Source organism: Actinoplanes sp. SE50/110 (genome assembly GCF_900119315.1).
GTDB lineage: Bacteria > Actinomycetota > Actinomycetes > Mycobacteriales > Micromonosporaceae > Actinoplanes.
In genome coordinates this window covers 4,770,202-4,794,808 of record NZ_LT827010.1, presented here as the reverse complement: position 1 = coordinate 4,794,808, position 24,607 = coordinate 4,770,202, and the positions used below count along the sequence as shown (strand labels likewise).

Below are 24,607 nucleotides of genomic sequence, written 5' to 3'. Positions count from 1 at the left end.
GCCCGCAGACATCGGCCGCCGGTCGCCCGAGTTGAGGTGCGCGCCTAGAGTCGGCCGATGAGCTCCCTCATTCGCAACGTCTCGTTCGATGCGGCCGACGCGTACGCGCTCGCGGTGTTCTGGTCCGGGGTGATCGGGCATCCGGTGCACCCGGAATGCGCGCCCGGCGATCCCGAGGTGGTCATCGAGCCGCCGGACGGCCCGCGGCTGTACTTCCAGACGGTGCCCGAGCCCAAGCAGGCCAAGAACCGCGTCCACGTCTGCCTGACCCCGCGGGACGGGGGGCGCGACGCGGAGATCGACCGGCTGCTGCGGGCCGGCGCCACGCTGTTCGCCGACCACCGCACCCCGGACGGCGCGGGCTGGGCGGTGCTGCGCGACCCGGCCGGCAACGAGTTCTGCCTGACCCGCTCCGCCGCTGAACGACACAGTTGAGCATTTTTCAGGTTTTGTCGGATCTGTCGACGGGTACAAGATCACTACACCTCCGGTGCGGGCCCCCCACCGGCCTCACCGTGGCTTCGCCCGTCTTCCGGAGGTGTAGTGATGAAGAACGTTCTCCCTGCCGCCCTGCTCACCGCGGCCACGTCCCTCGCCGCCATCCCGCACCCGGCCCTCGCCGCCGCACCCTCTCCGATCGCCGCGCCGTCTTCCGCGGCCGCGCGGTCTTCTGCCGCCGCGCCGGCAGTGTCCGCCACCGCCCAGGTCTACGACGAGGACAGCCGCCTGCTCGCCGAAGCCCGCTTCGACGCCCCGGCCGACGCCTTCACGGTGACCAAGCGCATCACCGGCACCGAACGCGCCTACCTGGAATACCGCTACACCACGCCGGCCGGGGCCGTGCAGACCGGCACCCAATGGGGCTCCCGCGCAGCCGGCGAAACCCTCCGATTCCGGCACGACTTCGCCAAGGGCCGTCAGGTCACCTTCCGCGTCTGCCTGGAGGGCGACCACCCCTTCAACCCCTGCAGCGGCGCCGACAACGGCGAGAACTGGACCCTGGCCATCGCCTGATAAGCCCGCCGCCCGACTGCCACCGGGCGCGGAGAAACTCGCGACAGTCGTCGCCGGCCACCCCGCAGTTGACCCAGCGGTCAGGGCGGGCGGCAGCAGCCAGTTCGGCGCCGGACAGTGCCTCCTCCGGTCCGGCGGCGCGGGCGACGGGCACGTTCTCGAACTCGAAGCCGGCCGGAGGTGGCGGCAGGCTGGGCAGGTCGCCGAATCGGGGATCGCCGAGGCTCTGCCGGCGATGCACGACGACCAGGAAACCCTCCCCGGCCGGGCGGACGCTCACCCATCGCACGGTTTCGTCATCGGCGCTGAGAAACTGCTCGACCTCGCCACCGCGCCGCAGAGCACCGACAGCGAAGTTACGGGTCAGATACCGCATTCAAAGAACTTAACGGCTCGCCGTCGTGCTCGGCGGTCCAGTGGCCGACGACGCAGGCGGCCTCCGGGGAGCCTCTGCTCGGTTACCGCGGACCAGTCGGTCCGCTTGATGGCGACAGTCTGGTCGCCAGGCCTCCGGGGCCGGGCCGCAGGGAGGAGACCGGGGCATGGCAGCCCGCACCCGGCGCGCCCATCGCCGGCGGACTTCCGGGATAGGGTGCTCCGGTGCTTGTACTGACCGGCGCCGATGTGGAAGCTCTGTGTGACCTGGACGCGCTGACGGCGGCGATGGCCACCGCCCTGCGCGAGCTGAGCTGCGGGCGGGCGCACCTGCCGCCGCGGGCGAGCCTGCTGGTGGACGGGGCCGGGCTCCTCGACATGCCGAGCTGGATTCCGGCGCTGGGGGCGCTCACCACCAAGGTGGTCAGTGTGTTCCCGGGCAATGCGGGCGGGGATGTACCCGTACGGCAGGCGATGATCGTCGTTTTCGATCCGGAGAACGGCGTGCCGGTTGCGATGATCGATGCCGGGTGGCTGACCGCGGCCCGGACGGCGGCCTGCTCGGCGCTGTCGGTGCGGCTGCTGGCCAGGCCGGACGCCGCGGTGCTGGCGATCGCCGGGACCGGGGTGCAGGCGCGGGCGCACGCGGTGGCGGTGAGCCGGGTGCGGCCGTTCCGGGAGGTGCGCGTCGCCGGTTCGTCGCCGGACCGGGCCGCCGCGCTGGCGGAGGAGCTGTCCGCGGTGCTGCCCATGCGGGTGCGGGCCGTCGCCGACCATCGGACGGCGCTGCGCGGGGCCGACGTGGTGTGCGGGGCGAGTTTCGCGGTGCGGCCGCCGATCCGCCGGGAGTGGCTGGCGCCCGGCACCCATGTGACCTCGGTCGGCTACCGGCTGGACGGCCGAGAGGTGGACGATGCGACGGTGGCCGGGGCGGCGCTGTTCGTGGAGTCACGGGACGCCGCGCTGCGCGCCGTGCCACCCACCCCGGATCTGGCGCAGCCGCTGGCCGCCGGGCTGATCACCGCCGGACACGTGCGGGCCGAGCTGGGCGAGGTGATCGCCGGAACCGCGCCCGGACGGCTCGACGACGCCGAGTTGACGCTGTACAAGTCGGTCGGTGTGGCGGTGCAGGACGGCGCCGCGGCCGCGCTGCTCCTGGCCGCGGCCCGCGATCACGGCCGCGGTCAGGAGATCACCGGGTTCTCGCCGATCGCCGGCACCAGTACGGCGAAGTCGAAGGCGTCCGCGGCCGGCAGCTCGATGTAGCCGTCGAGATTGCGGAACCGGCGCGGTGCCTCCGGTGTGCCGCGCAGCGGGCGCAGATCGGTGATCCGGACGCCGTCGTGGGGGAGCAGCGCCTCGAGGCTGCCCGGGACCGGCTCGGCGAGGTCGACGGTGAGCACCTCGACACCGCTCTCGGTACCCGGGGCGGGCCGCCGGGTCGGAGTTCGGCCCCCGCCGCAGGTGACCGCGATCGACAGGTAGTCGTCGCCCAGGTCGCCGGCCAGGTGACCACCGGCGACCGGCACCTCGAAGGTGCCGCCCAGGCTGATCGGAATCCGCTGCAGGTGGGTGTTGGCCGCGGAGATCACCAATCGGCCGCCGCCGGCCAGCAGGTGGCGGGCGGTGGCTGCCATCGCCGCGTCCCGCACGTTCACCGCGGCGTGGACGCCCGACCCGCCGACCGCCGCGACCTGCGCGCGCAGCATCTGGTCGAGCAGGCCCGCCAGGCGCAGCTCGTGCCGGGCGGTGGCGAATCCGTCCCCGGCGCCACGTCGCGCGTACAGCGGGCGCATCGCCTCCATCCGGGTGGCGAGTTCGGACAGCAGGATCGTCAGCGCGTCCCGGTCCGCTGGCGGGACGGCCTGGTAGGCGCGGAACGCCACCAGGGTGTGCGGGCTGGCCCAGGCCTTGCCGTACGTCCGGATCCGATCAACCAGCTGGGCGGCGGCGGGGTCGGCTTCGGCGAGATAGCGGGCCACCCCGTCGATCGCCGGGAGCAGGGATCCGAGCTGAGCCGGCAGGTCCAGACCGGCGAACCGAACATTTCGCCCGGTGCGGTGGTGCTCGCGAAGCCAGCGGATCAGTCGCCGCGTCTCCGCGGTGCCCCCGAACCCGTAGGTCAGCCCCCGGTCCGTCACGTCGTCGGCTGCACCGGCGCGATCTTCCACGGCGACGTCCGGGTGCACATCGCTCGCTGCGTCATGGTCGTCATGGGCAGTGCTGTGCGCGCCGGCGATCCAGCGGCCGACCGCGAGGCCCTCGCTGAAGCCGGACTCCAGCGCCACGTCGGTGAAGCCCATCCGCTCCACCAGGAACCGCACCAAACGATGCCTGACCTGCTGATACTCCCGGACGTTGTGCGCCGACTCGCCGATCCCGACCACCCGCGCCCCGCCGACGAGCTCGCGGAGCGGCTCAAGGTCGTCAAGGCCGGCGTCCGGGTCCAGAGTGGACAGAAGCATCGCGCGGGCTCCCTCGCGTCGTGGTGATCCAGCGCCCTCGGCCGGGACCTGACGACCCTACCGTCACCACCAACAACCTAGAATCCTAGGATGCTAGAGAGGCGGTGCGGCACGCCGCCCCGAGAACGGATACGACGGCTTCGCCGACAACCGAAAATCAACGATCACATTCATTCTTTTGTACGGTGTTCCGGGCCCCCAACCGCAGAGATCAGGTCCCGTTGGTGCGCGGCGAGGTCGCGGCCACCCGGGATCGCTGGGCGGCATCCGGGGCGTGTCGCCGGGTCGAGGCGGGCCGCCCATCTCCTCGCGCCGCCGTTTTCGGTCACAGCCAGTGCGCTCCGTAGTGAGATCAGGCGCTTGTTCACCGGCGCGGCGGGGTGCGCAGACCTACCACCGGGCGGCTGCGGCGGGCCGGGGCTGAGTGCGGACTGCAGAGGCTTGCCGGGCGATCGGGCTGAAAGCGGCCCGCGCCCTTCCGGGGCGGGTGAGCGCTGCCGGAAAATGGTCCCGGGCGAGTGCCGGGTTGTCGCGGCCGGCCGGTGGTGCCGGCTTTTCCCGGGCCGCTGATCCCGGCGTCCGCACGCACCGAAGGCCATCGACGCAGGTGATCCGAACGCCGGGTGGAACCTTGCCGCCGTCGTCGACCGGGCCGTGGTGCGCGACGTCAGTGGTCGGGCGGAACCTTGTCGCCGTCGTCGACCGGGCCGTGGTGCGCGACTTCAGGGGTCGCTGTCGTCGACCGGGCCGTGGTGCGCGACTTCAGGGGTCGCTCATTTCTCCGCGTCGATGATGAGGAATTCCGGGTGCGGGTGGCGGAGGAAGTCGTGGTGGGAGATGTCCCAGCCGTAGGCGCCGGCCCGGCTGAAGATGAGCAGGTCGCCGACGCGGAGGTGGGCGACGTGCTGGCCGCGGGTGAGGACGTCGCGGGGGGTGCAGAGTTCGCCGACGGCGTCGATCTCGGTGTCGGTGACCTCGGGGCGGGGGTAGGGGCGGGTCCAGGACTCGATCGGCAGGATGGTGAACGGGTGGCTGTAGCCCCAGGCGGCGGGCAGGCGGAAGTGGTGGGTGCCGCCGCGGAGCACCGCGAAGGTGCGGCCGTGGGTGGTTTTCAGGTCGACGACCTCGGCCGCGTAGAAGCCGGCGTCGGCGGCCAGGAAGCGGCCCGGTTCGAGGATCAGTTCGAGGCTGTCGGGGACGGTGACCGTGGACAGCGGGGCGAGGTCGATCGAGGTGTCGGAGGTGTAGTCGATTCCCAGGCCGCCGCCGGCGTTGACGACGCGCAGGTCCACCCCGTACCGGGAAGCCGTCGTCATCGACCAGGCGATGGCCTGCGTGAGGAAGGCCGCGTGCGCTGCGCCGTCGAGGTTGTTGGAGACGGCGTGCAGGTGGAATCCGATGACGGTGAGCTGTGGGGGGAGTTCACGCAGGACGGTGGCGAGCTGATTTTCGTCGATGCCGAACGGGGTGGGGCTGCCGGTCATGGTGTGGCTGCCGGTGACCGCGACGGTGGTGCGGTTGATGCGCAGGCAGATGTCGCCGCGGAAGCCCAGGGCGGCCAGGCGCCGGGCTTCGAAGGGGCTCTCGACGTTGATCAGGGCGCCGGCGTCGATGGCGGCGGTGAGTTCCGCGTCGGTCTTGGCGGGGCCGCCGAAGACGATGCGGCGGGCGCCGGCGTGGCGGGCCAGGGTGAGTTCGCCGCCGGAGGCGACCTCCAGGCCGTCGCAGGCGGACAGCAGGGCACGGACGACGTCCGGGTGGCCGTTGGCTTTGACGGCGTAGAGCAGGGTGGTGCGCGGTGGCAGGGCGGCGCGCAGGCGGGCGGCCTGGCGGCGCAGCGTGGTGGTGTCGTAGAGGTAGGCGCAGACCGGGGTTGGTCGGGCGGTGAGCGCGTCGGTGATGTGCGGGGGCGGCTCAGCCATGCAGGGGGTTCTCCACCGGGAGGTAGATGTCGCCGTTGTCGGCGAGCCGCATCCGGACGAGGGCCTTGTGCGGGACGGTCGGTGCGGTGAGGGCGGCGTGGTCGGCGCGGGCGTCCGGGGTGTCCAGAGCGTCGTAGGTTTCGTCGACGACGTCGCGGATGATCCGCCAGGCGTCGGGTTCGTCGAGGTCGAGGTGCAGGACGAGTTCGCCGAGGTGGGCCTGGAACGCGGTGTAGCCGAGTTTGGCGCGCATGACGGCGGGGTCGGTGGTGCCGACGACGGAGTCGGGCCAGAGGTCGACGTCGTGGCCGGCGGCGGCGAGGCGGGGCAGGTGCAGGCGCAGGCCGGCGAAGTCGCGCAGGGCGAGCCGGTGGGGCCGGCCGTGCAGGAAGGTGGGCAGGCAGTTCTGCAGGTGGGCTTCGATGCCGACGCCGTGGGCGGCGAGGCGGAGCAGTGGGGGGAGCAGGAGCCGGGTGTAGTCGCGCAGCCAGGCGGCGGGACCGCCACCGTGCCGGGTGAGCAGGCCGGGGAGCCGGTGGGGCAGGGCGCTGCCGGGGATGGCCTCCTCGCCGGGGTGCAGGCGGCCGGTGAGGCCGTCGCGGACGATGGCGGACAGGTCGCGTCCGGTGCCGGCGGGGACGGCGGCGCCGTGGGTTTCGGCCATCAGCAGCAGGGTGGGTTCGCCGGTGGTGAGGCGGTGCAGGAGGGCGGAGACGGCGGGGCCGTTGCGGGTGCTGGCGACGGAGATGCTGCGGCGGGTGGAGGTGATCTGGATGTCGAGGGAGACCTTGAGGTAGTGGCGGCGGCCGTCGGCGGCGGGTGGGAGCAGCAGGGTGCGCAGGGCGGCGGTGGGGACGGCGTCGAGGTGGCCGTCGGCCGGGCGCAGGACGCCGGCGTCGAACAGGTCGCGGTATCGGTGGCGGACGAGGTCGTGCTGCCAGGCGTGGACGGGCTGCAGCCGGAAACCGGACGGTGGGCGCGGGATGGCGGGGTAGTGCGTGCTGAGGTCGTCGCCGAGGTGGGCGTCATCGCGGACGGCGATGAATCGGATGTCGGTGGATCCGGATTCGAGGTCGTGGGCGAGGACGTCGCAGGTGTCCCAGCCGAGCCGGGTGCGGCCGCAGGGGTGCAGGTTGTGTCCGGTGACGGCGAGTCGTTCGGCGGCGATGGCGGCCTCGTCGGCGTCGCCGCCGGGGGCCGGGCCGGGCCGGGCCAGTGCGACCGCCAGGTTGATCACCGCGTTGCGGATCTCGGCGGCGAAGCGGGGTGCGTCGATGCCGGTGAGCAGGTCCACCGGGTCGGCCACGCCGGAGCGGGCGAATTCGATCCGGTGGAACGCGTGCCGGGTGGCGCCGGGTGCGTCGTCGTCGGTGAGGCCTTCGCGGGCGAGGGCGCCGCGCAGTCGCCGGCCGACGGTGTCGGCGGCCCGGGGCAGGTTGTCGAGGAAGCCGGTGACCAGGTCGGGTGCGTGTACGGCGAGGGCGGCCTGGGTGTGCGCGGCGGCCGCGGCGAGGCGGCCGGTGGTCAGGCTGGAGGTCATGCGTACACCGCCATGGGGTTGGGCTGGTGGATCCAGATGTCCTGCAGCGGGTCGGCGGCCAGGCGCATCGCGGTGGTCGCCTTGATCGGGAGGGGTTCGGTGAGCAGGGCGGGGTGGTCGCGCAGGCCGGCGGCGACGATCGCCCAGAGGCGGCCGGGTTCGGCGCCGTGGTGGGTGGCGAAGGCGTCGGTGAGCTGGGTGGCGACGGTGCCGAGGGCGGCCGCGGCGAGTTTGGTGCGCAGTGCGGTGGGGTCGTCGGTGGGCAGGTCGCCGTGCAGGTCGAGGCCGAGGCGCCGGTCGACGCGGACGCCGCCGAGGTCGCGGTAGAGGATCCGGACGGGGTGCCGGTCGCGGAGTACGACCAGGGTGTTCTGGCCGTGTGCCTCCAGGGCGACGCCGCGGCTCAGCAGGGTGGCGAGCGGGGTGAACAGGATGCCGGTGAGGGCGGTCAGCCAGGTGTACGGGTCGTCGACGGTGTGCAGGAAGCGGGTGGCGAAAACGCCGAGTGGCACGGCGGTTTCGCCGGGGGCGAGGTGGGGGGCGCGGCGGATCAGGTGGGCGAGGCGCCGGTCCGGTCCGTCCTCGGTGATCACGGCGCCGGCCTCGGTCTCGGCGAGGATGTCGATGGGCAGGTCGGCGCAGAGGCGGGTGAGGGCCTCGGAGAGGATCGGCCCGTTGTGCACGGCGGCCGGGCTGACCGTGCGTACGGCGGAGGTCATCTGCACGTCGACGGCGGTTTTGAGGTGGGGGCCGCCGCTGACCGGGGCGACGGTGCGCAGCGACATCAGGGGGCGCATCGGGCGGGTCGGGCCGGCGTCGGTGAGCCACGGGTATCGCCGGAGCAGGCGGGCGGCCTGCCAGGGGTGGGCGTAGAGGACGGGTTGCCCGGTGCCGTGCCAGCGTTCGGCGGGGACGCGCAGGCGGCGCAGGCGGATCACCGGCCGGTGTTCGGGGGCGTAGGCGAGGACGTCGGCGACGGTCATCCCGGCGCGGGTGCGGCAGCACGGGTGCCGCGGGTGTCCGTCGGTGTCCAGCTGTTCGACGGCGGCGAGGTCGGTGGGCAGGGTGGCCGGGGGGAGCGCGTCGGCCCGGGCCAGGGCCAGGTTGGCGACGCTGTTGGCGATCTCGGTGACCAAGGTGGTGCCCGGCCACAGTTTCGCGGCGAGGTCGACCGGGTCCATCTCGGTGTAGGTGGCGCCGGGCAGTGGCTCGCGGTCGATCGCCAGGCGTAGCCGGTGCAGCACGGCGGCGCGGGCTGCGGGCAGTGCCGCGTCGTAGCGTTCGACCAGGTCGGGCCGGAGGTTTTCGAGCTCGGCGCGGGTCTGGGCCGGGTCGGCGGTGGGGGTCGGCTGCGGCACCTCGTCATTGTCGCGTCGCGGGGGCGCGGTGTGGCTCGCGGGTGGGTGCCGGGCGAGCGGCGACACACTGGTGACGCGCCCATCGGAGAAAATCCGATACATTCTCATATCTTCAACGAGCGGGAGGTCATCGTGGACACGGATGTCATCGTGGTCGGCGCCGGGCTGGCCGGGCTGGTCGCGGCGCGTGAGGTGACCGCCGCCGGCAAGCGGGTCCTGCTGCTCGACCAGGAGAACGCGGCGAATCTGGGCGGGCAGGCGTGGTGGTCGTTCGGCGGGCTGTTCTTCGTCGACAGCCCGGAGCAGCGGCGCGCCCGGATCAGCGACAGTCTGGAGCTGGCCTGGAGCGACTGGCGGGGCAGTGCCGGCTTCGACCGGCTCGGCGACGAGGACTCGTGGGCGGTGAGGTGGGCACGGGCGTACGTCGAGTTCGCCGCCGGCGAGAAGCGGTCCTGGCTGGCCGGGCTGGGCCTGAGGTGGCTGCCGTTCGCCGGCTGGGCTGAGCGCGGTGACCTGCGCGCCGGCGGGCACGGCAACTCGGTGCCGCGCTTCCATGTCACCTGGGGCACCGGCACCGGGGTGGTCGAGCCGTTCGTCGCCGCCGCGCACCGGTCCGCCGAGGCCGGCCTGCTCGGGTTCCGGCACCGCCACCGGGTCGACGAGCTGATCGTCGAGGGGGGCGCGGTCGTCGGCGTACGCGGGAAGATCCTTGCTCCGGACGAGGGCGCCCGGGGGGTGGCGTCGAACCGCGAAGAGCTGCAGGATTTCGAGGTACGGGCGCAGGCCGTGATCGTGACGACCGGGGGGATCGGCGCCAACCACGATCTGGTCCGCGAGTACTGGCCGGCCCGGCTGGGCACCGCCCCCCGGGAGATGATCACCGGGGTGCCGGCGTACGTCGACGGCCGGATGCTCGCGATCGCCGAGGCGGCCGGGGTGCGCCTGGTCAATCGTGACCGGATGTGGCATTACACCGAGGGCATCCGCAACTGGGCGCCGATCTGGCCCGGGCACGGCATCCGGGTGCTGTCCGCTCCGTCGCCGATGTGGTTCGACGCGCTCGGGCGCCGGCTCCCGCAGCCGTACTACCCGAGCTACGACACTCTGGGGACGTTGCGCTACCTGCGGACGACGCCGGAACTGGCCGAGCACGACCACTCGTGGTTCATCCTCACCCAGAAGATGATCGAGAAGGAGTGGGCGCTGTCCGGGTGCGAGCAGAACCCGGACGTGACCGCGAAGGATCGTCGGGCGTTCGTGCGCGAGCGGCTGTTTGGCAAGGGCGCCCCGGCGCCGGTCGAGGCGTTCAAGGAGCACGGCGCCGACTTCGTGGTGGCCGGCACGCTCGACGAGCTGATCGCCGGGATGAACAGGCTGACCGACCGGCCGCTGCTGGACGCCGCGCACGTGCGTGGGCAGATCGAGGCCCGGGACCGGCAGCTGGCCAACAAGGTCACCAAGGACGCGCAGATCCAGGGTATCCACAACTCGCGCCGCTACCTCGGCGACAAGCTCGGCCGGACCTCGGCGCCGCACCGGGTGCTCGACCCGGCGGCGGGCCCGCTGATCGGCGTCAAGCTGCACATCCTGACCCGCAAGACGCTCGGCGGCATCCAGACCGATCTGGACTCGCGCGCCCTGGCCCCGGACGGCTCGGCGCTGCCCGGGCTGTACGCGGCCGGCGAGGTCGCCGGTTTCGGCGGCGGCGGTGTGCACGGCTACAACGCCCTGGAGGGGACGTTCCTCGGCGGCTGCATCTTCAGCGGCCGCGCCGCCGGCCGGCACGCGGCCCGATCCCTCTGAACGCTCAGCGCCGTCGATCGGTTCAGATGCGGCGGCGTGATTCGCGGTCGCCGCACAGTTGCGCCCGGCACCCGTCCACGACCGGGCCGGGCGGGGTTCACCCCGGTGACCGACCACGGAACGGGGGACTGGCGATGGCGGACACGGCGCCCGGGCTCGGCCCCGACCTGCACCCGGGTGCCGCCCAGTCCGGCGCGGACGACGACGGCCTGGTCCGGGTCCGGCTCGGACCGGACGGCCGGATGCTGTCGCTGGAGGTCGACGCGCGCTGGCCGGACCGGCTGCCCGGGCCGGAGGCGCTGACCGCGGCGATCCTCACGGCGTACCGCCAAGCGCTCCTGAAACGCATGGCGGCCCGCCTGCTCACCGATCCGGCGGCGGCGCCGCTGCCGGACGTCACCGACGCCCACTGGCTCGCCGGGATCCGCGACGCCCTGGACGGCACGCTGCGCCGGATCTGTCCAACCGGCCCGGCCCGGCACCCCGCCGGCGGAGACGGCGCATGAGCGCGATCCGGGGTGCTCGCGATGAGCTGCTCGACTGCCTGGCCCGGGAGGTCGGCGCGGTCGCCGTCGCGCACCCGGTGCGGGTCGCCGTGGACGGGCCGCCCGCGGCCGGCAAGACGACGCTCGCCGACGAACTGGCCGGCGTGCTGCGCGCCGCGGGCCGCGTCGTCGTGCGCGCCACGATCGACGACTTCCTGGTGCCCCGGGCACGGCGCTATGCGCGGGGCGAGTTCTCGATGGAGGGGTGCTACCGCGACGCCCACGACCACGATGCGCTCAAGCGGGTCCTGCTCGACCCGCTGGGCCCGGGCGGCGACCGGCGTTTGCGCACCGCGGTCCACGACCACGGTGCGGATGCGGTGTGCTGCCCGCCGCCGTCGCCGGCCCCGGCCGACGCGGTGCTGATCTTCGACGGTGTCTTCCTGCTGCGGCCGGAGCTGGTCGACCGGTGGGACCTGCGGGTGCTCGTGACGGTGTCACTCGACACCACGGTGGAGCGGGCCCTGGTCCGGGAGCGGGAGAAGGCGTCCCGGGCGGCGATCGAGCGGCGGTGGCGGGAACGGTACATCCCCGCGCAGCGGATCTACTTCCGCACGGCGCATCCGGTGCAGCGTGCCGACGTCATCGTCCACAACGACGATCCGCGGTGCCCGGCCTGGCAGGTGCGGCGGGCTCCGGGGTAGATGGCCTCGAAGGCGGGACAGAAGGCTGAAATCCGGCAAGACCGCCTGGACGACGGTGCGGGCCGATGCCTTCGACGCGAAGACCGGCGACTCCTGCGACTCGGTCCCGGAGCTCACGGTCGGTGCCCCCGGCGAGGCGCCGGCCGTCACCTTCGCCGGGGACGGCGGCTGCGCCGACTTCGTCGTGTTCCCGCTGGTCAGCGGCACCGACATGCGGTAGTCGCCCGGCCGGGTAGCCAGCTCATCGTCGGCGGCCCGGCCGCCGTGCCCGCAGGCCGGCACCCGCCAGGACGACGCCGATGACGACACCGGTCACGAAGGCCGCCGGCCCGGAACGGGCCGGGCGTTGCACCGGCAGACGGGACGGCTCCGGCGCGGGCGGGTCGACCGGCGGCGGTTCGGGCCGGGAGTCCGGCGCGATGTACATCGTCGCCGTGGTGAGCGCGAGCACCAGGGCGCAGACCGCCTGGAGCACCAGGATGACCGTCGCGAGGTGTGCCACGCCGTTCCGGGCGTCCGGGGTGTCCGCGGTGAAGAAGGTCATCACAGCGAAGTAGACGCAGGTGAGCACGTCGCCGGCGACCCCGGCCGGCGTGGTCTGCGCGATGCGGAACGCGTCGTACCGAGCGCCGTGGCCGGCCGAGAAGTAGAAGATCATGCTGCCGATGAGCAACGAGTAGAGCACGGCCCCGACGAGCGTCTTCACCTCGGCGAAGTAGGTGCCGGCACGCTCGCGTTCGACATATCTGCTGGCCCCGTGGAAGCCCAGGCCGTAGGAGCCGATCCGCGCATACGACACGCAGGCTTCGGCGTAGATGGCGATCAGCTGCAGCGCGCCCAGCCCCGCCGAGATCCAGGCCAGCGTGGTCACCGGGCCGTGCACCCGGTTCCGGAGAGCGGGCGCACCGGTGATCAGGAGGAAGGCCGCGACGTACACACCGATCGCCGTGAAGTCGTAGAGGATCGTCCGGCCGAACCTGATCGCGACGCCGGCCGCTCTGCCGCGTCGGCTCGCGAACCGCAGGAGCCGGTACTCCAGCACTCCGAACGGCGGCACCGCCCGGCCGTTGCACCGGTCGAGCACCTCCCAGTAGGCCGCCTCGGAGAAGGTGTCCTGCCGTTTGCGCAGCTCGACGATGAACTCCCGCCCGTTGGCGAGGATCCACCGGATCGCCGAGAGCACCCCGGAGAACTTGACGATCTGCAGGAGCAGCAGCACCGATCCGGCGACGAGGAGAACTCGCTGGAGGCTCACCGCCCGCCTCCTCCCGCCGGCATCCAGGTGCGCGACGGTTCGATCTTCACCGATCGGGGTGCCCCGCGCAACGGCCGGTCGTGCCCGATGCTGGGACGGTGATGATCGATGAAGGGGCGGGGATCCGGCGGCCGCGGCTGGCGCAGGCGCCGCCGCGGGTGCGGCTGGCCGTGCGGGAGATGCTGGGCGGGCCGGTCGTCGCGGAACAGGCGGCGGATGCCGGGTTCACCCCCTCGATCGCTTCGGTGGTCACCGGCGGTGACGGGAGGCGGCTGTTCGTCAAGGCGGCGCCGGTCGGTGACGGGCTCGGTGAGGCGGTGACGGCCGGGGTGGTCCTGGCCGGGGTGACCGGACCGGTGGGTCCGCGGCTGGTCGGCTGCGCGTCGGCCGGACGGTGGCGGGTGGCGGCCTACGAGGTGGTCGACGGGACCGCTGTGACCTGCTGGCGGGCCGCTGATCTGCCGCATCTGCTGCGGGTGGTGGATCGGCTGCGGAAGATCGCGCAGCCGTGCCCGGTGGTCGGTGTCACTCCGTACGCCGAAGCCTTCGTTCCTCTTCTCGGTACCTGGCGAGCGCTGAACGGGGAGGGTGACGGCGGGGTCGCGGTCGATCATCTGCGCGGGCGGCCGCTGCCGGTCGAGCTGCCGATCCCGCTGCTCGCCGGGCTGGAGGGGGACTGGCTCGACGCGCTCGCTGCCGGCACGGCCCTGCATCACGGGGACCTGCGGCGCGACAACGTCATCCGGGAGCCGGGCGGCCGGCTTCGGATCGTGGACTGGACCCATCTGTGGACGGCGCCGGGATGGCTGGATCTGGTGCGGCTGGGGCCGGACCTGGCGATCTGCGGGCATGATCCGGAGCGGATGCTGCGGCGTTCCTGCTGGCGGGACGCTCCGGCGGACGCGGTGGACGTGGCGCTGGCCGGGCTGGCCGGGCGGGCCTGGCGAGAGGGCTGGCTGCCCCCGGTCCCGGGCCTGCCGGGGCTGCGGCGCATGCAACGGCGTCAGGGCCTGCACCTGCTGCGCTGGCTGGCGGCGCGAAGGCGGCGCACCTTGCCTCCGCCCCTTGCGCAATGACAAGATGTCACGCATGCAGTTGCGGGATGACTATCTCAGTGGCAGTGCGCTGGCCGAACGTGGGTGGACGCCGGCGGCGATCCGCCGGTTCCTGGGGGCGCCGGACCGGACCTCGCCGAGACCGGGGTTCTGCCGGGAGCGGGTGGTCGCCGCGGAGCAGTCGGAGCCGTGGCGGCGGTGGCGGGCCGGGGCGGTGCGCCGGTCGGCGCGCGGCCGGGCGGTCGTCGACGCGCGGCGGGCAGCGCTGCTGGCGCAGGTCGCGGCGCTCGACATCCGGGTGCCGGTGCTGGCGTCCGCGGCGCTGGCCGAGCTGGCGGTCGCGCATCGCCATCGGGGCTACCGGGTGGACGAGGTGGATCGGACGACGCTGCGCCGCTGGATGGTCGATTACCTGCGGCAGCAGGCCACGCTGTACGACGCGGCGCTCGACGCGGTCTTTGCCACGGTCGGGCGGGCGGAGGCGACGGTCGCGATCCGCAACACGGTGTACGCGGTGATCGCCGCCGCCTACCCGGAGCTGGCCGGGGAGGCGCGCCGGCAGGTCGCCGAGCACGCCGCGGCGGTCCCCGCCCGCCCCCGCCGGTCCCGCGCCGGCCACCGGCGGTGACGGCGCGCCGGTCGGTCCTTTTCGGGCCTTGCGGGGGTACGCGATGAGCCGGTGCCGTCGGATCCGTCAGTCCCGTTGCGCCTCCCGACGGATCTGCTCGATCGCGGTCACGGCCGCCTGCCAGCCGACCGTGACGTCCGGGGCCGCGTCCGTCCCGGACAGCAGCGGTGCGAGTTCCCGGCACATCTGGACGAGGGCGGCCCGGGTGCCCGTCAGCCAGGCCCGCGCGCTGCTCACCGCCCGCCGGTCACCGCCCCGGCCGGCGCCGATCCGACGGTGCTCGGCCAGGGCGGTGGCGAGCGTCTCGCGGTAGCGGGCCAGGTAGGCCTCCGGGGTGCCGCCGAGCGCCGCTTCGAGGTGGTCGAGCACCAGCTTCGGGTCGCGCACCGGGTCACCGGTCCGCGTCCCGAAGTAGTGGATCGCCGCGAGGCAGGCCGCGAGCCGGCGGTGGACGGTCTCGGCGACGCCGAGCGCCGGGCGGCGCTCGGCGGCATCCAGGGACTCCACCAGCACCGGCGCCCAGGCGCGGGCGCCGGGCTGTCCGGATTCGGCGCCCAGCAGCGCGGCCTGCCCGACCGAGATCACCGCGAGCCACCACTGCGGGTCGTCGGGCAGGTCGTCGCGCCGGATCAGGTCCCGCATGGTCGCGGCGGACCTGATCCGGTTCACCTCGGCGAAGCTCGGGACGCTCATCAGTTCGGCGCGAACGGCAGCAGCCAGTCGCCGTCGCGCCACGAGCTGGGGAACACGTCGATGCCCGCCTCGTGGAATTTCTCGACGCCGAGGTCGATGAGTCCGTCGGTCGGCTGGAAGTGACCGCTCGAATCGTTGATCTCGACGCCGAACAGGTCGTCGATGTGGCCGGTCCCGGCTGCCCGGAGTTTGCCTTTCAGCCCGGCCAGGACGGTGTGTGCGATCTCCACCCGGGGCCAGCCGCTGCCGGTGGTCCCGGCGAAGGCGGGGATCACCTTGAGCTCACCGTCCATCGTGATCCCCCATTTGAAGTATCCCTCGGTGCCGGGCGACGCCTTGCTGATCGCGTCCTTGAGTGCCTGCAGCCCGCTGCCCGGCCCGATCGTAACCGGGCTGACCCCGCGTTTGGCCGCCGCGTCCAATTCGATCTTCTGCATGCCCTCGTCCCTGAGGTTGGGCAGGCAGTTGTGGACGAGGACCGGCGTGGCGCCGGCCAGCACGTAGAAGGTGTGCAGCGTCGCGACCGTGAGGTTGTGCATGATCCGGCGGCCGGTGTGCTGCTGGACGGCGGTGACGGTCGCCGGCCCGCCGCGCCCGAGCAGGGTGTCGCCGGGCTGCAGGGCCCCGGCGTCGGTCCACTGCCGGGTTCCCGCGTTCCAGAACGGGTGGTGTGCGGTGGTGTGCACGGCCTGGTCGCCGTGCCGGCCGCCGATGCGGACGTCGGCGAACGCGGTGTCCAGGTTGCGGTGCAGGTCGGTCACCGGTTCGGCGGCGGTCACCCCGGTCTCCGGGTCGGTGGCCAGGACCAGGTCGCCGACCCGGACGGCGGCGATCGGCACCGCGCGGCCGTCCGCGAGCAGCACCCGGGTCTGCGGCGTGAAGCTGTCGCCCAGGCATTTCTTGATCAGATCGTCGAGGCCGTCGAGGATGCCCTTGCCGTCGATCAGGCCCTTGAGTGCGTCCGCGACGGCCGGGAACCCCTTGACGTCGATGGCGAGCTTGAGGGCACTCAGTTCGTCCGCGCTGAAGGTGATCTTCTTGGGCAGGTCGACGTTGAGCTCGATCAGCTTCGTGAGCTTGAGCGCGCCGAGTTTCTTGAGCGCCGCGTCGATCAGGTCGGCGCCGATGTTCTTGAGGCCGTTGAGCAGCTCGCCGGAGAGCAGTTTGGCCAGGCCCGCGGCGATGCCGTCGCGCAGCACGTCGATCGCCGCGGTGATCTTCCCGATCTTCGGCAGGTCGAGGGTGGCCAGGTCGACCACGCTCATGCCGAGCGCCTTGGCGTAGTCCCCGTTGCGCCATTCGTCCAGGTGGATGAGGGAGCCGGGGTGGTCGATGAGCTGCTTGACGCCGTCCTTGAGCATGTCGCAGGCTTCTTCGGAGTCCGGCGTGTTGCCCGGGGTGTTGCCGGGGGCGCCGAACGCGCAGAGCCCGGAGAGCCAGAGGCCGCCGGCGATGCCGAGCACCTCCTCGCTTTCGCCGCGGTAGAACTTCTTCAGCCAGTCGGGGAGGTCCTTGGCGGCGAGCTTCTTGTCGACGTAGTCGCGCCAGGTCTGCATCCAGGAGGTCTGGCGGGCCTTCTTCTCCGCCTCGGTGAGATCGGCGAGCTGGTGCACCGCGGTGTGGGTGTCGGCCGCGATCTGCACCATCCGGGCGGCGGTGTTCTTCATCGCGGTGGCGAAGGTGGTGGCCGAGTCCGACGCCGCCTTGATCTGCTTGGCGATCGAGTCGGCGTTGTCGGCGGCGGTCTTCGCCTGGTTGGCGTAGTTGCGGGCGGCGCCCGCCGCCTGCCGGCCCACGGCGGCGTCGTGTCCGGCCTGAACCGCCATGCCCTCGGCGGCGTTGGCGTAGGCGGTCGCCTGCTGGGCGGCGTGTGCGGCGTCGTTGGCGGCCGCCACGGTGGCGCGCGCCTCGGTGGCGGCGTTGTTCGCGGCGGTGATCGCGGCCTTGCTCGCCTTGATCGCCCGGCTGGCGTCCTCGGCGGCTTTCTGTGCCGCGGCGTAGGCGGGCTTGACCTGTTCCTGCGCCCGCAGCGCCTCCTCGGCCGCGTGCACCGCGGCGGCCTCCGCGTCGGCCGCGTGCTGTTCGGCCGCGGCGCTCTGTTCGGCGCCGATCAGGATGGCGCTGTTCGCGACGTCGATCGCCATCTGCGCGTCGTTGTCGGTGGCCGCGTACTGGTCGGCGACGCTGAGCGCGGCGGCGGCCGGGTCGGCGATCGCCCGGGCCGAGGCGCGGGCGTCGATGGCGGCCCGCCCGGCGATCCGGCTCTGGAACGCGGCGATGCCGGCTTCGCGCAGCGCCGAGTCGGCCGCCGAGCTGGTCAGGTCGGCGTCGGCTTTGGCGGCGGCGGCCCGGTTGATCGCCTGCCGGGCCACGTCGACCGACTGCCGGGCCAGGTCCTCGGCCCGCTGGGCGTCGGCGATGGCCCGGTTCGCCGCGGCGGCGGCGTCGGCCGCGTCACGGCGCGCGGCGGCGGCCGCGGCCGCGGCGGCTTCCGCCTCGGCCTTGGCGGCGGCCGCGGCGCCGTTCGCCTCGGTCCGTGCCTGATCGGCGGCGGCCCGGGCGCCGGGCAGCTGGGCGCCGATGATCGCGGCCTGTTGCGCGGCGTAGTCGCCCTCGGCGGTGCCCTTCTTGGCGATCGCGTCCTGCTGGTACGCCTCGTAGCTGAGCTGTTTGGTGTCGCGGTCGCTGATCGCCTTCTGGGCGCGCAGGGAGGCCGCCTTGGAGTCGTTGACCAGAGTGTCGAACCGGTCGATCGACTTGGTGACCTCGTCGGCCGCGGCCTTGGCGGTGGCGCCCTTGCCGGCCGCGACGTTCTGCTGCTCGACCGCCCGGCGCGCGGCGTCGTAGGCGGCGGCCTGTTGGGCGATCGCGATCGCACTCTGCTGCCGGGCGATGTCGCGCTGGGTCTTGGCCCGGGTGTAGTGCTCGCGGGCCTCGGCGGCGCGGGACCGGGCGTCGCGGGCGTCCTGTTCGGCGCGCAGCCGCTGCTGGTGCGCGTCGGCTTCGGCGGCCTGGGCGGCGGCGGCGAGTTTCTCGGCCTGGGCGGCGAGCTTCGCCGCCGCGGCCGCTTCCCGTTCGGCCTCCTGCCGGTACTTCACCGCGTTGTTCGCATCGACGGTGGCGTGGTGGTCGGCGTCGAGCGTCCTGGCCGCGGCCTCGGTGGCCTCGGCGGCATGGCAGGCGGTCGCGGCGGCCTGGCCGGCGGCGTCGGCGGCGTCGTTCTGCGCCTGCATGACCGCGGCCCAGTCGACGCCGTGCGTCAGGCCGGTGGTGACCAGGGTGTCGGCGGCGGTCTTGGCGACGCCGGTGTGCGCGGTGACCTGGCCGGCGTTGCGGGCGGTGGTGGCCGACTCGGTGCAGGCGTCGGTGCGCAGCCGAGTGAGGTCGGCGGTGTGGGTGGCGCCGCCGGCTGTGCGGATCGGCAGGTCCGCGGCGTAGACGGCGTCGGCCTGCTTGGCGTATTTGTCGGCCAGGCCCATCGAGTTCGCGGCCACGGTCAGCGCCTGGGTGGCGGTGACGCTCTCGGTGATGATCGTCGTGCGGGCGGTGGCCGCCTGGGTGGCCCGCCGGGCGAGCGCGGTCAGGTCGTCGACAGCCTTGGTGCGCGCGGCCAGCGCGGCCTCGATCTGCTGCTGCGCGGCGGTGTCGCGGGCCGCGGCCGCGGCGTAGCCGGTGGTGTAGAACGCGGCGATCGTCGCCGGGTCCTCGGTGTCGAGGGCACCCTGGCCGGCCCACCTGACCTCGTAGCCGCCGGCGGCGACGATCTGCTCGACCCGCGCCTTGATCGTTTTGGCCTGCTCGGCCGCGGTGATCCGGTCCTGCTGGTCGGCCGCGACCGCGGCGGCGTGCCCGACCGCGATGAAGTCCGCGATCCTGTCGTCGTTCCCGGTGGCCAGCGCCGCGGCCGCCTTCTGCCGCTCGACCGGGCCGCCGGTGGCGGCCCAGTCCTGCACGATCTCCCGGTTCTCGGCGGCGTCGCGCGTGCGACGTTCGGCGGCGGCCGCCCGGTAGACCGGCAACGCGCGGTCCAGGAACGGCGCGAACTGGGCCGGGTCGCCGGCCTGCAGCACCTGCGCGGCGGCGGCCCGGACGTCCGGGTCCGCGTCGTAGTCGGCGAGGTCCTGGATCAGCATCCGGTCGAGTTCGGTGTCGTCGATCGGGCCGTCGGCCGCGAGCCGGCGTTCCCGGTCGGCGTCGGCGGCCGCCTCGCGGGCGATCCAGTCCTGCAGCGTCGGGGCCGCCGCGGGCGGCACGGCCTCCGGTGTGATCGGTACGGCGGCGTTCGCGGCCTGCGGCAGCATCACCACTGCGAGCAGGCTTGCGACGACCGCGGCGATACGTGCGCGCGTCATCCCGTTGTTCCCCCGTGTTGATGATCGACAAGTGTCGATGCGTTGCTTCTGTCAGTCGTACCAGAAGCGGGGCGTTCGTGGGGGGCCCGGGAACGGGAAAACGCCCGGGCCGGCGTACGGCCCGGGCGTTTTCGCGGTCTTACTGGGTGATGCGGATGTCGTCGATGTAGCCGCGGTAGCCGCCGGTGCCGGCCGGCTGGTCGTAGCCGAGGTCGATCTGGGTGATCCGCTTGCCGTTCGCGATCGCGCCGAGCGGCACGATCACCTGGGTCCACGTGTCCAGCGGCAGTTTGCCGCACTGCTTGAACGGGTGCACGACGTTGCCGCGGGTGTCCTTGACGCCGGTGTCGCGCAGGGAGACCGTGGTCGCCGCGATCTTGTCCTCGAGCAGCAGGTCGAGCGACACGCAGGAGCTGTTGCTGCCGGTCACCCCGCCGAACGACCGGGTGCTCTGCGGGTAGATCCAGTAGGACAGCTGGGTGCTCGGGGTCACGTAGGTCTCGCCGAGGCTGTAACCCTTCATGTACGCGTGCGAGCTGGTGGCGCTGGTGTCCTTGCCCGAGTAGAGCACGACGTTCGAGCCGGTGCGGCCGGTGGCCGGCCCCTCCTTGAGCTCCGGACCGGTGACGCTGGCGACGATCGGGCCGACGTTGAGCGATCCGCCGGCCGGCTTGGCGCCGGTGTCGGCACTGTTGGTCCAGGTCAGCTTGGTGTCACCGGGCTCCGCCGAGGTGCGGAACTTCGGCGCGCTCTCCAGGTCGGAGAACGACAGGTCGTCGATGAAGCCACGGTAGCCGCCGGTGTTCGCCGCCTGGTCGTAGCCGACGGTGACCCGCAGGATCGTGCGTCCGGCCGCGACCGCGCCGAGGTCCACGTCCACCTCGTTCCAGGTGTCGAGGGTCAGCTTGCCGCACTGCGCGGCCGGGTGGACCGAGTTGCCGTGCTGGTCCTTGGCGCCCGAGTCACGCAGGTTGGTGCCGTCCGAGAAGATCAGGTCGACCGCCACGCAGGAGCTGTTGGCGCCGGACACCTGAGTCATCTGCGCCGAGCTCTGCGGGTAGATCCAGTACGACAGCTTGGTGGTCGGCCGCACCGAGACGCCCTTGAGCCCGAACACCTGGTTGTAGGCGAACGACTTGGTGGCGTTGTTGTCCATGCCGGAGTACATCAGCGCCTGCGACCCGGTGTGCGCCTTCTCGGCGCGCACGCCCAGCTCCGAAGTGGTCACCGAGTTGACGATGCCGCCGACGTTGATCGTGCCGCCGTGCCCGTTGCCGGTGTTGTCGACCGTGTTCTGCCAGTTCGGCCGGGCGTCGGCGGCCTCGAAGCCGCTGCCGAAGTCCAGCCGGCGGTCCTTGGCGCGCGCCTCGTCCTGGCCCTTGAGCAGGAAGGTCTGCAGGGCGACCAGGGTGTTGGCGGCCAGTGCCGCCTGGGCCGCGGCGAGCAGGTTCGGCGAGAAGCCGTCGTGCTCGGCGGCGTCGCGGATCGGGATGACCCGGGCGTGGTAGCCGTCGCGCTCGATGACCGCGGCGGCGTCCTCGTCGCGCTTGTTGGCGGCGGCGCCGCCGGTGAAGATGAAGTCGGTCAGCGCCTTGTCGAGCTGGTCGTCGGGCGCGTTCAGGGCGACCTGGGAGGCCAGGGAGACCTCGGAGCCCTTGGCGTTGTTGTGGACGAACAGCACGAACTGCCGGTTCGGCGCGCTGACCAGCTCGTCGGTCACCTGCAGCAGCAGGAGCTGCAGCAGCGACTTCTTGGCGGCCAGGAGCTGCGCGGCCCGCAGCTTGGCGGCCTGCTCCGCGTCCGCCTTGGCGATCGCCTCGCGGATGTCCAGGTCGGCCGCCGCGGCCGCGCCGGTGTTCAGAAAGGTGTCCCAGTCGGCCTGGGTGGTGCCGTCGGCGATCGCGGCCTGGGCGGCATCCCGGACGTGGCTGCCGGCCTCGACCCGCTGCCAGACCCCGAAGATGAAGTCGCGGTCGTTGCGCTCGATCAGCGCGGTGTCGGACGGGTCGAGCCCGACGGTCACCGCGACCGAGCGCCGGCGGGCCTGCGCGGCGGCCTCGGCGATCTTGGCCTGGGCGTCGTCGTTGGCGGCCACGAAGATGCCGGTGACGATGAAGTCGTACGCGGCGTGCGGGTCGTCGGACTCGTACGCCCGCAGCGCGGCGGCCTTGACGTTCGTGCCGGCCTCGTCGCGGCGCCACAGCGCGAAGACGAACGCCTGGTCGTTGAGGACGAGCAGGTCGACACCCGGGTTGACGCCGATCGCGCCGGCCGCCTTGACCTTGTCCTCGTCGGTGGCCAGGTTCGTCGGATCGTCCACCGTGGCGGCGGAGGCCTTGGCGGCCCGCACGCCGGCGGAGGCCGACGGCGACGGTGACGGGGCGGCGTGGGCGGCTCCCGGCACACCCAGCAGCCCGCACACCAGGCCGGCCGCGAGCAGGCCGGCCTGGACGGTTCTCACAGACATGACGATTCTTCCCCCATGAAGATGGCCGGTCCCGCGGTATGCGCGCCCCGGCCGTCCGGTCCGGACAGTCGCCGGGCACGATCTTGCCCACAGCGACGGGCGCAAATATACGGCACCGCCGCTCGGCGGTGTGTCCGGTGGGACATACCGCACAGGCCCGGGCCGGCCGCCGGAGCGGCCCGCCCGGGCCCGGGAGTGCGTGATGCGGGGGAGTGGGGTCAGGCCAGGTTCAGCGCGACCTCGACGTTGCCGCGGGTGGCGTTGGAGTAGGGGCAGACCTGGTGGGCGGCCTCCAGCAGCGCCGTGGCCTGCTCCTCGGACAGGCCGGGCAGCTCGGCCTCGATGGTGACGTTCAGCCCGAAGCCGCCGCTGGGGAGCTGGCCGATGCCGACGTCGACGGTGATCGCGGTGTCGGTCAGCGTGACCTTCTGCATGCTGGCGACCCGCTTGAGGGCGCTGTGGAAGCAGGCCGCGTAGCCGGCGGCGAACAGCTGCTCGGGGTTGGTCAGGGCGCCGCCCGGGCCGCCCATCTCCTTCGGGATGGCCAGGTCGAAGTCGAGGACGCCGTCGCTGGAGCGGACGTGGCCGTTACGGCCGTCGCCGGTCGCGGTCGCCGAGGCGGTGTAGATCGCGGTCATCCGGGGATGCCCCTTTCGAGGGATGGTCGACTCAGCCGCGGGCGCGGATGAGCAGGCTGTGCAACTGGGTGAGCTCGTCGACGGTCAGGTTGACCGAGCAGAGCAGGGCCTGGGTCAGATCGCCGATCGCGTCCCGCAGCCGCAGGCCGGAGTCGGTCAGGCTGATCAGGACGGTGCGTTCGTCGTCGGCCCCGCGGACCCGGGTCAGATGGCCCTGCGCCGCCAGGCGTTTCAGCAGCGGGGAGAGGGTGCCGCTGTCGAGCCGCAGGGTGCGACCGAGATCACGCACGGTAGTGGGGCCGTCGTGCCAGAGGACGCGCAGCACCAGGTATTGCGGGTAGGTCAGGCCGTGCGGGTCGAGCAGCGGACGGTAGAGCGCGGTGATCGATCGGCTGGCCGCATAGAGCTGGAAGCAGATCATCTCGTCCAGTGCCGTGCTCTCCCGCATGCCCAGAAAGGTAGTGGGCAATTTAGTTGTGCACAACTGATTGGTGGCGACCGTCACCACCGTGTGTGATCATCGCGGGATGCCGGGCATCCGATTCGTGAAGCTTCCCCCCGCCGCCCTCAGCGCCCTCATCGACGGCGACCTGGCCGCCGCGAGCCACGCCGCCGGTACCCCGCTGAGCCGCTACCTGATCGACGAAAGCTGGCTGTGGCGCATCCGGCTGGAGGACGTGCGACGCGACCCGGAGGCCGCCGACTGGATCGCCCGGGCCGCGGTCACCGACCCGGACGGCGTCGTGGTCGGGCACGGCGGCTTCCACGGGCCGCCCGACGCCGACGGGATCGTCGAGGTCGCCTACTCCGTCGACCCGGCACACCGCCGGCAGGGCCACGCCAAGGCGATGCTGCGCAGCCTGCTCGACCGCGCCGACGCCGACCCGCGGGTCACCGCCGTGCGGGCCAGCATCCGCCCGGACAATCTCGGCTCCCGCGCCACCATCAAGGGCTTCGGCTTCCGCAAGATCGGCGAGCAGTGGGACCCGGAGGACGGCCTGGAGGACGTCTACCTGCGCCCCACCCGCTGATCAGCGGTCCAGCCGGACCACCAGCGGCCGGTGATCGGACACCGCCGGATGCGGCGTGCGAACCTGCACCACCCGACCCAGCTGCCGCCCACCGCGCGGATCGGCCAGCACATGATCGAGCTGGGTGCGCGGCGACGGACTCGGAAACGTCGCCGCCCGCGCCAGCGGCCGCCACCCGGAGAACGCGCGGACCGGCCCGGCCGGCATGTTCAGATCACCCAGCAGCACCCGCGGCGCCGGCAGCGCCCGCATCGCCCGGACCGCGTGCCGCAGCTGCCGCACGTTCCAGCCCGGCACGAACGACAGATGCGTGGTCCCGACACTCATCAGCCCGTACGGCGTCTCCAGCACCGCCGCGAGCAGCACCCGCGGCTCGTCCTTGAGCAGCAGCAGCCCCTCCGGGGTGAGCACCGGCGACCGGATCGGCGCCCCCGGCAGCTGGGTGATCTGCCACTGCCGCACCGGAAAGCGGCTGACCAGCGCGATCCCGTACTGCGGATGGGCGATGTCCGCGTCGGCATGCCACGGCTCCCAGGTCTGCCCCGGCGTGCCGACCACCGCCGCCGCGAACCGGTGCGCGGGCGCCCCCAGCGCCTCGGCGCACAACACGGTCAGATCCAGCCCGCCCGACCGGGGCTGCGCCCGGTCGACCTCCTGCAGCCCGAGGACGTCCGCGTCGAGCTCGCCGACAGCGTCGCGGACCCGATCGGCGTGTACCGTGCCGTCGGACAGTGATCTGCCGTGCAACAGGTTGAACGTGGCCAGGCGCACCGGCCCGACCTTAGTCGATGGAGGCTGGCATGTTCATCAAGGCCCTGTGCT

Annotated in this window: 22 protein-coding genes; 10 read left to right on the top strand and 12 right to left on the bottom strand. The window is 73.0% G+C overall.

Going from position 1 to position 24,607, the window contains the following annotated elements:
- Positions 1-57: 57 nt before the first annotated feature.
- Positions 58-435, top strand: a complete 378-nt coding sequence (locus tag ACSP50_RS21315; RefSeq protein ID WP_014691337.1) for a VOC family protein — start codon at positions 58-60, stop codon at positions 433-435.
- Positions 436-546: 111 nt separating this feature from the next.
- On the top strand, positions 547-1,014 hold the full coding sequence (locus ACSP50_RS21310; protein ID WP_014691336.1) for a hypothetical protein: 468 nt from the start codon (positions 547-549) through the stop codon (positions 1,012-1,014).
- On the opposite strand, the gene ACSP50_RS42095 is transcribed toward ACSP50_RS21310, so the two are convergent.
- Positions 959-1,390, bottom strand: a complete 432-nt coding sequence (locus ACSP50_RS42095; protein ID WP_155123576.1) for a hypothetical protein — start codon at positions 1,388-1,390, stop codon at positions 959-961. The genes ACSP50_RS21310 and ACSP50_RS42095 overlap by 56 nt on opposite strands.
- Positions 1,391-1,614: 224 nt before the next feature.
- Here ACSP50_RS42095 and ACSP50_RS21305 point away from each other — a divergent pair, with 224 nt between their 5' ends.
- Complete coding sequence (locus tag ACSP50_RS21305) at positions 1,615-2,655, top strand: ornithine cyclodeaminase family protein (protein WP_014691335.1); 1,041 nt, start codon at positions 1,615-1,617, stop codon at positions 2,653-2,655.
- On the opposite strand, the gene ACSP50_RS21300 is transcribed toward ACSP50_RS21305, so the two are convergent.
- From ACSP50_RS21300 to ACSP50_RS21285, 4 genes are all read right to left on the bottom strand, one after another.
- Positions 2,574-3,854: an erythromycin esterase family protein gene (locus ACSP50_RS21300; RefSeq protein WP_014691334.1), complete on the bottom strand. Its 1,281-nt coding sequence runs from the start codon at positions 3,852-3,854 to the stop codon at positions 2,574-2,576. The two genes, ACSP50_RS21305 and ACSP50_RS21300, sit on opposite strands and share 82 nt — an antisense overlap.
- 773 nt (positions 3,855-4,627) lie before the next feature.
- Entirely contained in the window at positions 4,628-5,776 is a 1,149-nt protein-coding gene (locus ACSP50_RS21295; protein ID WP_014691333.1) for an alanine racemase, read from the bottom strand.
- Complete coding sequence (locus ACSP50_RS21290) at positions 5,769-7,316, bottom strand: IucA/IucC family protein (RefSeq protein ID WP_014691332.1); 1,548 nt, start codon at positions 7,314-7,316, stop codon at positions 5,769-5,771. The genes ACSP50_RS21295 and ACSP50_RS21290 overlap by 8 nt, the downstream gene beginning before the upstream one ends.
- Positions 7,313-8,674 (bottom strand): IucA/IucC family protein, encoded by a 1,362-nt coding sequence (locus tag ACSP50_RS21285; RefSeq protein ID WP_043515000.1) that lies wholly within the window; start codon positions 8,672-8,674, stop codon positions 7,313-7,315. Before ACSP50_RS21285 ends, ACSP50_RS21290 begins: the two co-directional genes overlap by 4 nt.
- Positions 8,675-8,806: 132 nt before the next feature.
- Between ACSP50_RS21285 and ACSP50_RS21280 the strand changes: the two genes are divergently transcribed.
- The 4 genes from ACSP50_RS21280 to ACSP50_RS42090 all read left to right on the top strand — a co-directional run bounded on the left by ACSP50_RS21280 (position 8,807) and on the right by ACSP50_RS42090 (position 11,886).
- Positions 8,807-10,477, top strand: coding sequence for an FAD-binding dehydrogenase (locus ACSP50_RS21280; RefSeq protein WP_014691330.1), 1,671 nt, complete (start codon positions 8,807-8,809; stop codon positions 10,475-10,477).
- 134 nt (positions 10,478-10,611) lie between these two features.
- The gene (locus tag ACSP50_RS21275; protein ID WP_014691329.1) at positions 10,612-10,983 is read left to right on the top strand and encodes a YbaB/EbfC family nucleoid-associated protein; all 372 of its coding nucleotides are present in this window, start codon (positions 10,612-10,614) and stop codon (positions 10,981-10,983) included.
- Positions 10,980-11,666 carry a uridylate kinase gene (locus ACSP50_RS21270; RefSeq protein ID WP_014691328.1) on the top strand — a complete coding sequence of 229 codons (687 nt, stop codon included), beginning with the start codon at positions 10,980-10,982 and terminating at the stop codon, positions 11,664-11,666. Before ACSP50_RS21275 ends, ACSP50_RS21270 begins: the two co-directional genes overlap by 4 nt.
- Positions 11,667-11,721: 55 nt before the next feature.
- Positions 11,722-11,886 (top strand): hypothetical protein, encoded by a 165-nt coding sequence (locus tag ACSP50_RS42090; protein WP_014691327.1) that lies wholly within the window; start codon positions 11,722-11,724, stop codon positions 11,884-11,886.
- A gap of 21 nt (positions 11,887-11,907) precedes the next feature.
- On the opposite strand, the gene ACSP50_RS21265 is transcribed toward ACSP50_RS42090, so the two are convergent.
- Positions 11,908-12,921, bottom strand: coding sequence for a hypothetical protein (locus tag ACSP50_RS21265; RefSeq protein WP_014691326.1), 1,014 nt, complete (start codon positions 12,919-12,921; stop codon positions 11,908-11,910).
- 101 nt (positions 12,922-13,022) lie between these two features.
- Between ACSP50_RS21265 and ACSP50_RS21260 the strand changes: the two genes are divergently transcribed.
- Entirely contained in the window at positions 13,023-13,997 is a 975-nt protein-coding gene (locus tag ACSP50_RS21260) for an aminoglycoside phosphotransferase (RefSeq protein WP_014691325.1), read from the top strand.
- 13 nt (positions 13,998-14,010) lie between these two features.
- A complete protein-coding gene (locus ACSP50_RS21255) occupies positions 14,011-14,604 on the top strand; it encodes a hypothetical protein (protein WP_014691324.1) in 594 nt (197 codons plus the stop codon).
- Positions 14,605-14,670: 66 nt separating this feature from the next.
- On the opposite strand, the gene ACSP50_RS42085 is transcribed toward ACSP50_RS21255, so the two are convergent.
- The 5 genes from ACSP50_RS42085 to ACSP50_RS21225 form a co-directional block, all read right to left on the bottom strand.
- Positions 14,671-15,297 carry a hypothetical protein gene (locus ACSP50_RS42085; protein WP_014691323.1) on the bottom strand — a complete coding sequence of 209 codons (627 nt, stop codon included), beginning with the start codon at positions 15,295-15,297 and terminating at the stop codon, positions 14,671-14,673.
- Positions 15,297-19,649, bottom strand: coding sequence for a polymorphic toxin-type HINT domain-containing protein (locus ACSP50_RS21240; protein ID WP_014691322.1), 4,353 nt, complete (start codon positions 19,647-19,649; stop codon positions 15,297-15,299). Before ACSP50_RS21240 ends, ACSP50_RS42085 begins: the two co-directional genes overlap by 1 nt.
- A gap of 139 nt (positions 19,650-19,788) precedes the next feature.
- A complete protein-coding gene (locus ACSP50_RS21235) occupies positions 19,789-22,116 on the bottom strand; it encodes a hypothetical protein (protein WP_014691321.1) in 2,328 nt (775 codons plus the stop codon).
- Positions 22,117-22,334: 218 nt separating this feature from the next.
- Complete coding sequence (locus tag ACSP50_RS21230) at positions 22,335-22,754, bottom strand: organic hydroperoxide resistance protein (RefSeq protein WP_014691320.1); 420 nt, start codon at positions 22,752-22,754, stop codon at positions 22,335-22,337.
- A 31-nt stretch (positions 22,755-22,785) separates the two neighbouring features.
- Positions 22,786-23,202, bottom strand: a complete 417-nt coding sequence (locus ACSP50_RS21225) for a MarR family winged helix-turn-helix transcriptional regulator (RefSeq protein WP_014691319.1) — start codon at positions 23,200-23,202, stop codon at positions 22,786-22,788.
- A gap of 97 nt (positions 23,203-23,299) precedes the next feature.
- Between ACSP50_RS21225 and ACSP50_RS21220 the strand changes: the two genes are divergently transcribed.
- Positions 23,300-23,785 carry a GNAT family N-acetyltransferase gene (locus ACSP50_RS21220; RefSeq protein WP_231956678.1) on the top strand — a complete coding sequence of 162 codons (486 nt, stop codon included), beginning with the start codon at positions 23,300-23,302 and terminating at the stop codon, positions 23,783-23,785.
- Here ACSP50_RS21220 and ACSP50_RS21215 read toward each other — a convergent pair whose 3' ends face one another.
- The gene (locus tag ACSP50_RS21215) at positions 23,786-24,556 is read right to left on the bottom strand and encodes an endonuclease/exonuclease/phosphatase family protein (RefSeq protein WP_014691317.1); all 771 of its coding nucleotides are present in this window, start codon (positions 24,554-24,556) and stop codon (positions 23,786-23,788) included. It lies immediately after the preceding gene.
- Positions 24,557-24,607 lie beyond the last annotated feature (51 nt).